Annotated in this window: 4 protein-coding genes and 9 tRNA genes; 10 read left to right on the forward strand and 3 right to left on the reverse strand. The window is 44.4% G+C overall.

Features of this window, described 5'->3' with window-relative positions:
- Positions 1–94: 94 nt before the first annotated feature.
- From NLX82_RS27350 to NLX82_RS27390, 9 genes are all read left to right on the forward strand, one after another.
- Positions 95–167, forward strand: a tRNA-His gene (locus tag NLX82_RS27350).
- 17 nt (positions 168–184) lie between these two features.
- A tRNA-Gln gene (locus NLX82_RS27355) sits at positions 185–259 on the forward strand.
- Positions 260–263: 4 nt separating this feature from the next.
- Positions 264–339: transfer RNA gene (locus NLX82_RS27360), tRNA-Lys, on the forward strand.
- 14 nt (positions 340–353) lie between these two features.
- Positions 354–440 (forward strand) — tRNA-Leu (locus tag NLX82_RS27365).
- A gap of 6 nt (positions 441–446) precedes the next feature.
- Positions 447–521: transfer RNA gene (locus tag NLX82_RS27370), tRNA-Gly, on the forward strand.
- Between the two features lie 10 nt (positions 522–531).
- A tRNA-Cys gene (locus NLX82_RS27375) sits at positions 532–602 on the forward strand.
- Positions 603–628: 26 nt separating this feature from the next.
- Positions 629–705: transfer RNA gene (locus NLX82_RS27380), tRNA-Arg, on the forward strand.
- A 22-nt stretch (positions 706–727) separates the two neighbouring features.
- Positions 728–801: transfer RNA gene (locus tag NLX82_RS27385), tRNA-Pro, on the forward strand.
- 9 nt (positions 802–810) lie between these two features.
- A tRNA-Gly gene (locus NLX82_RS27390) sits at positions 811–881 on the forward strand.
- 200 nt (positions 882–1081) lie between these two features.
- Here NLX82_RS27390 and NLX82_RS27395 read toward each other — a convergent pair.
- From NLX82_RS27395 to NLX82_RS27405, 3 genes are all read right to left on the reverse strand, one after another.
- Positions 1082–2185, reverse strand: coding sequence for a PAS domain-containing sensor histidine kinase (locus NLX82_RS27395; RefSeq protein WP_023986656.1), 1104 nt, complete (start codon positions 2183–2185; stop codon positions 1082–1084).
- Positions 2178–2831: a response regulator gene (locus NLX82_RS27400; protein WP_023986657.1), complete on the reverse strand. Its 654-nt coding sequence runs from the start codon at positions 2829–2831 to the stop codon at positions 2178–2180. The genes NLX82_RS27395 and NLX82_RS27400 overlap by 8 nt, the downstream gene beginning before the upstream one ends.
- A 143-nt stretch (positions 2832–2974) precedes the next feature.
- A complete protein-coding gene (locus NLX82_RS27405; protein ID WP_028542674.1) occupies positions 2975–3424 on the reverse strand; it encodes a GAF domain-containing protein in 450 nt (149 codons plus the stop codon).
- 299 nt (positions 3425–3723) lie between these two features.
- Between NLX82_RS27405 and NLX82_RS27410 the strand changes: the two genes are divergently transcribed.
- Entirely contained in the window at positions 3724–4464 is a 741-nt protein-coding gene (locus tag NLX82_RS27410) for a Crp/Fnr family transcriptional regulator (RefSeq protein WP_023986659.1), read from the forward strand.
- The last annotated feature ends 515 nt before the right edge of the window (positions 4465–4979 follow it).

Here is a 4979-nt window from a genome sequence, read left to right on the forward strand (position 1 = left end):
GAAGTGGCCAAACGCATCAGACTGTAAATCTGCTCCCTTACGGGTTCGGTGGTTCGAATCCATCATCCTCCACCAGTCTTTTCATAATCATATGGCGGTCGTGGCGAAGTGGTTAACGCACCGGACTGTGACTCCGGCATTCGTGGGTTCAAGCCCCATCGGCCGCCCTTTATTCTTAATTTATTGGGGATTAGCCAAGCGGTAAGGCAACGGACTTTGACTCCGTCATGCATAGGTTCAAATCCTATATCCCCAGCCATTAAGAGCCATTAGCTCAGTTGGTAGAGCACCTGACTTTTAATCAGGGTGTCGAAGGTTCGAGTCCTTCATGGCTCACCATTTATAATTATTTTGCGGTCGTGGCGGAATTGGCAGACGCGCACGGTTCAGGTCCGTGTGGGCTAACCCCCGTGGAGGTTCGAGTCCTCTCGACCGCACCATATTTTGCGGACGTGGCTCAGCGGTAGAGCATCGCCTTGCCAAGGCGAGGGTCGCGGGTTCGATTCCCGTCGTCCGCTCCATTATCCATACGGCGCCATAGCCAAGTGGTAAGGCAAAGCTCTGCAAAAGCTTCATCCCCAGTTCAAATCTGGGTGGCGCCTTGACTGCTCATTATGGATTTAAATATGCGCCCTTAGCTCAGCTGGATAGAGCGTTTGACTACGAATCAAAAGGCCGGGAGTTCGAATCTCTCAGGGCGCGCCATTTCTTAAAAAAAGTATAATGTCGGGATGTAGCTCAGCTTGGTAGAGCACCTGGTTTGGGACCAGGGGGTCGCATGTTCAAATCGTGTCATCCCGATACTGATTTGCGGGTGTAGTTCAATGGTAGAACTCCAGCCTTCCAAGCTGGTAGCGTGGGTTCGATTCCCATCACCCGCTTTTTGCTATAGCGGATTCTTGTTGCCTCAGTGGTGACACCTTATAAATAAAGAGAGCCTGTCTGGGGACAGAGCTCTCTCTTTTTTTGTATTTATCTTCATGTACCCACAATGTATTGATTATTCATAATCTCGGTATCGGTGTATATCGTTCTGATCATACAACTGGTATACACCGATAACCGATCTAGTGGACAGTTTTTACACGGGAATGGTCAGCTGGATGGAGGTTCCCTCATCTGGAGCAGAGGTCATGCTCATAAATCCCCCTACCCCTCTAGCTCGTTCTTCCATACTGAACAATCCAACTCCCTCTCCTTGGGACTTTCCAGAGAATCCAATGCCCTCATCCCGAATGGTCACTTGTATCATTTCATCTTGATCCTCAACGTCGACATATGCCTCCGCTACATCTGCATATTTGGCTACATTCGTTAATGCCTCCTGTACAATCCGATAAATTGCTATTTCCTTGCGAATATCAAGGCGTTTACGTAGAGTGCATTGAAAATGCACCTCAATCCCGTAATGAGAACAGAAGTTTTCAATATAGGTTCTTATAGCTGGGACGACACCCAAATCATCCAGAACTGAGGGACGAAGTTCCCACGCTAGACCACGAACATCTTTGATGATGTCGGTCACCTGCGAACGAAGACTCTCCAGAGCAGCACTAGGTTGTTCGGCAAGTTGGCTATCTAACTGAATAATAAGTGAAAACAAGCTTTGTCCTATCCCATCATGTAGCTCTCTTGAAAAGCGTTTACGTTCTTCTTCCTGTATTTGCATGACTTGCGTCATCATAGACTGGAGTTCCGCTTCTACTTTCTTCAGTTTAGTGACCTCATTGCGGATCGCTAAGTACTGATAGGGTTTACCTTCCTCGTCCATAAACGGAACGATCGTAGTATTCACCCAGTAGTAGCTGTTATCTTTAGCACGATTACGTATTTCTCCTTGCCATACCTCACCTGAACGGATTGTAGTCCACAGGTTTTTCATGAAGGCAGGGGTATGATAGCCTGAATTAATGAGACGATGATCCTGACCGATCAGCTCTTCACGACTGTATTGCGAAATCTCACAAAACTTGTCGTTCACGTACTGAATAATACCTCGATGATCGGTCAAAGCAACAATGGAAGACGTATCTAGAGCAAATTTTAGATTGGATAGTTGGTGGAGTGAGTTACGTAGTGCATGGAGAAAAGGGGACTCTGGTATATAAATTTCTAGATCATTCAGCAATGTATCGGTTGATTCACCAAAGGCATGCTGCAGTAAAGGATTAGAAGGTTCATTCATAATGGAGTAGCCCCTTTTTTAGTGCGAATTTGACTAGCTCAGGTCGTGTTTTCAAGTTAAGCTTCTCCATAAGGTTACTTTTATGGGACTCTACGGTTTTGACGCTAATCACTAGGTGCTCGGCAATTTCCTTGTTGGCATATCCTTTGGCTACCCACGATAGAATCTCCTTTTCCCGCTCAGATAGGGATTCATAGGGTCCGGCTATGCCTTCCTGTTTGATTTTGTCCAGATATTCACTCATCAGTCGTTTGGTTGCATTCGGGTACAAGTAGGCACTACCCTCGGCTACAGACTGGATGGCAGCGAGCAACTCCTCGTGAGGTGCGCTTTTTAAAATATATCCGGATGCTCCAGCCTGAATGGCCCGGAACAGATATTCTTCATCATCATGCATTGTTAAAATAAGGACTTCTGTGTCGGGCAACTTTTTTTTTAATTCAGTGGTTGCCGTGAGACCATCTTTGCCAGGTGGCATGCTAAAATCCATGAGCACGACATTAGGTTGTAGCTCCACTGCCTTGTGGATTGCCTCATCCCCGTCTGCTGCATCTCCTACTACCTTGATACCGTTTTTGCCGTCCAATAGGGCCATGAGGCCAGAACGTACGACAACGTGATCATCCACTACTAGTATACGAATCAATTTGTCATCCCCTCGAACGGTAAAAAAACCGTGCGTTTTGTCATAATCATAGCAAATTTTAGGGATTTCAATCAACAAAGATAGTTAGGGACAGTGATATCAAGTATTTTATGAGTTTCATTATCTACAGAAACATTGTTGATCTATGGAGTAAGAGGGTAAGCACATAGTTGGCTAAGGCGTTGAGCGACTTGAGTGGCCTCGGCTACATCAGACTCTGTGAACATCCTCACATCACGATTACCAAGAAGCAGCACACCGTTGGGCAGATCCCCTGTGCTGGAAAAGGGAATAGCAACAGCAGAGTGAAGCTGCTCGGCCAGCATTAGTGCACATTCCTGACGCAAACGTATACTACCTGATAGCAAAGCACTTACAGTCACGGTACGTCCCAAGCGAACAGCCATCCCGGCAATACCATGGCCAATCTTAAAAGAAATAAGACGATAGCGATTGCTTCGGCTACCGGAGGCGTAATACCAATGCAACTTACCACCCGACTTGGACATAAATGCAAGGGCAGTGAGATCACCATAAATAGTATCTCTCAACTGATTCAGTTCTTTTCGCATTTCATCCGTTATTTGTAGCATAGAAGACACATCCTTTTTCATAACCAAACTATATCTCTAATTCATTGTAGTTCCGACAGTTACAAAAGTAGATCAGGGAACCCCCTGATCTATAGGCGCAGGAAACACTGACTTTTCATCTGGTCGGGTAAGGAGTAGGGAAAAGGCCGATAAATGGGGCGTTAGCTTACTTTGGAAGTGATATTTATCACAGCAAATCAGGGAGTAGGAAGGTATAAAATCAGGTGTTCTCCCGATAACAACCCAGGCATTAAAACATTATGATATAGATATCAGGTAAACACGAGGAGGACGCTAACATGCAAGCCACTTGTATGGAACGGTTTGGGGACGAAGCGGAACGCACGGGAATTCAGATTTATTTGACAGAAGAACATTTGGATCTGCTAAAAGATATTATGTCCTGGAAGAAGGTAAAGGCAGGCGTTATGCTTTTCCGAGAGGGCGATGATGCAGAGCAGCTTTATTATATACATTCAGGTCATGTTAAACTTCGTAAATCGACAGAAGATGGTAAAGAACTGATTCTGACCATTCAGCATCAAGGCGACTTAATTGGGGAATTTAGCGGGATAGATGGAGAAGAGTATAGTTGCACTGCGGAAACAGCCGATGTGTGTGAGTTAGGCGTCGTGCTTGTTAAGGATTTGGAGTCGCTCTTGTCCAAAAATGGGGAAATGGCACTTCAGTTCATCCAGTGGATGGCGATGAAGCAACGCATTATGCAATCGCGTTTTCGGGACTTACTGTTGTATGGTAAAACTGGAGCGCTAGCGTCTACATTGATCCGTGCTAGCAATACATGTGGCGTGGCTGTGAAGGATGGCATTTTACTAAATATGAAGCTAAGTCACTCTGAATTAGGTGAGATGATTGGAGCGACGCGAGAGAGTGTGAACCGGATGCTGAGCGCGCTGAAAGAGCAGGGAACCCTAGATACAAGGGATGGAAAGATTGTCATTCACGATCTCAAGGTATTACGTGGCATGTGCTGCTGTCCTTCGTACGGCCAATGTGCCCATGAAATTTGTCGCCTCTAATATTATGAATACCATTAGGCGAGGTCCAAGAGACTTCGCCTTGTTGCATGTCTTCTAACAATCTAGCACATGGGGTAACGGGGTTAACGAACAAAATAGATTACAAAAAAACTAATTAACGTCGTATAGCGGTTAATTACCAATAATGTATTTATATTAAATGGAACTGAACACATGACATTTTATGAACTAGCTGTTTTGAAATAACATTGGAGCTAATAATGATTGACTAAACGGTGAAAGGGATTTTAAGTTTGAAAAAGGGATTATTTACAAGTTGCTTTCTTTTGCTGAAAATGATATATTATTTGAGCTGACAACAAAACAGCAGTTTCAAAAGCAAAAAACTTGGGTGAAACGATCTTCAAAAAAAGAAAAAATAACCCTTGCATTTTTGAAATGAATATGATATGATCTTATAGCTGCCGAAAAAACGCAGCGAAAGAGAAATGTTTGATCTTTGAAAACTGAACAACGAGTGAGTAAAACGATTTTGTTCGCAAAATCAAACAAGA

Source organism: Paenibacillus sp. A3M_27_13, assembly GCF_024213315.1.
GTDB lineage: Bacteria > Bacillota > Bacilli > Paenibacillales > Paenibacillaceae > Paenibacillus > Paenibacillus polymyxa_B.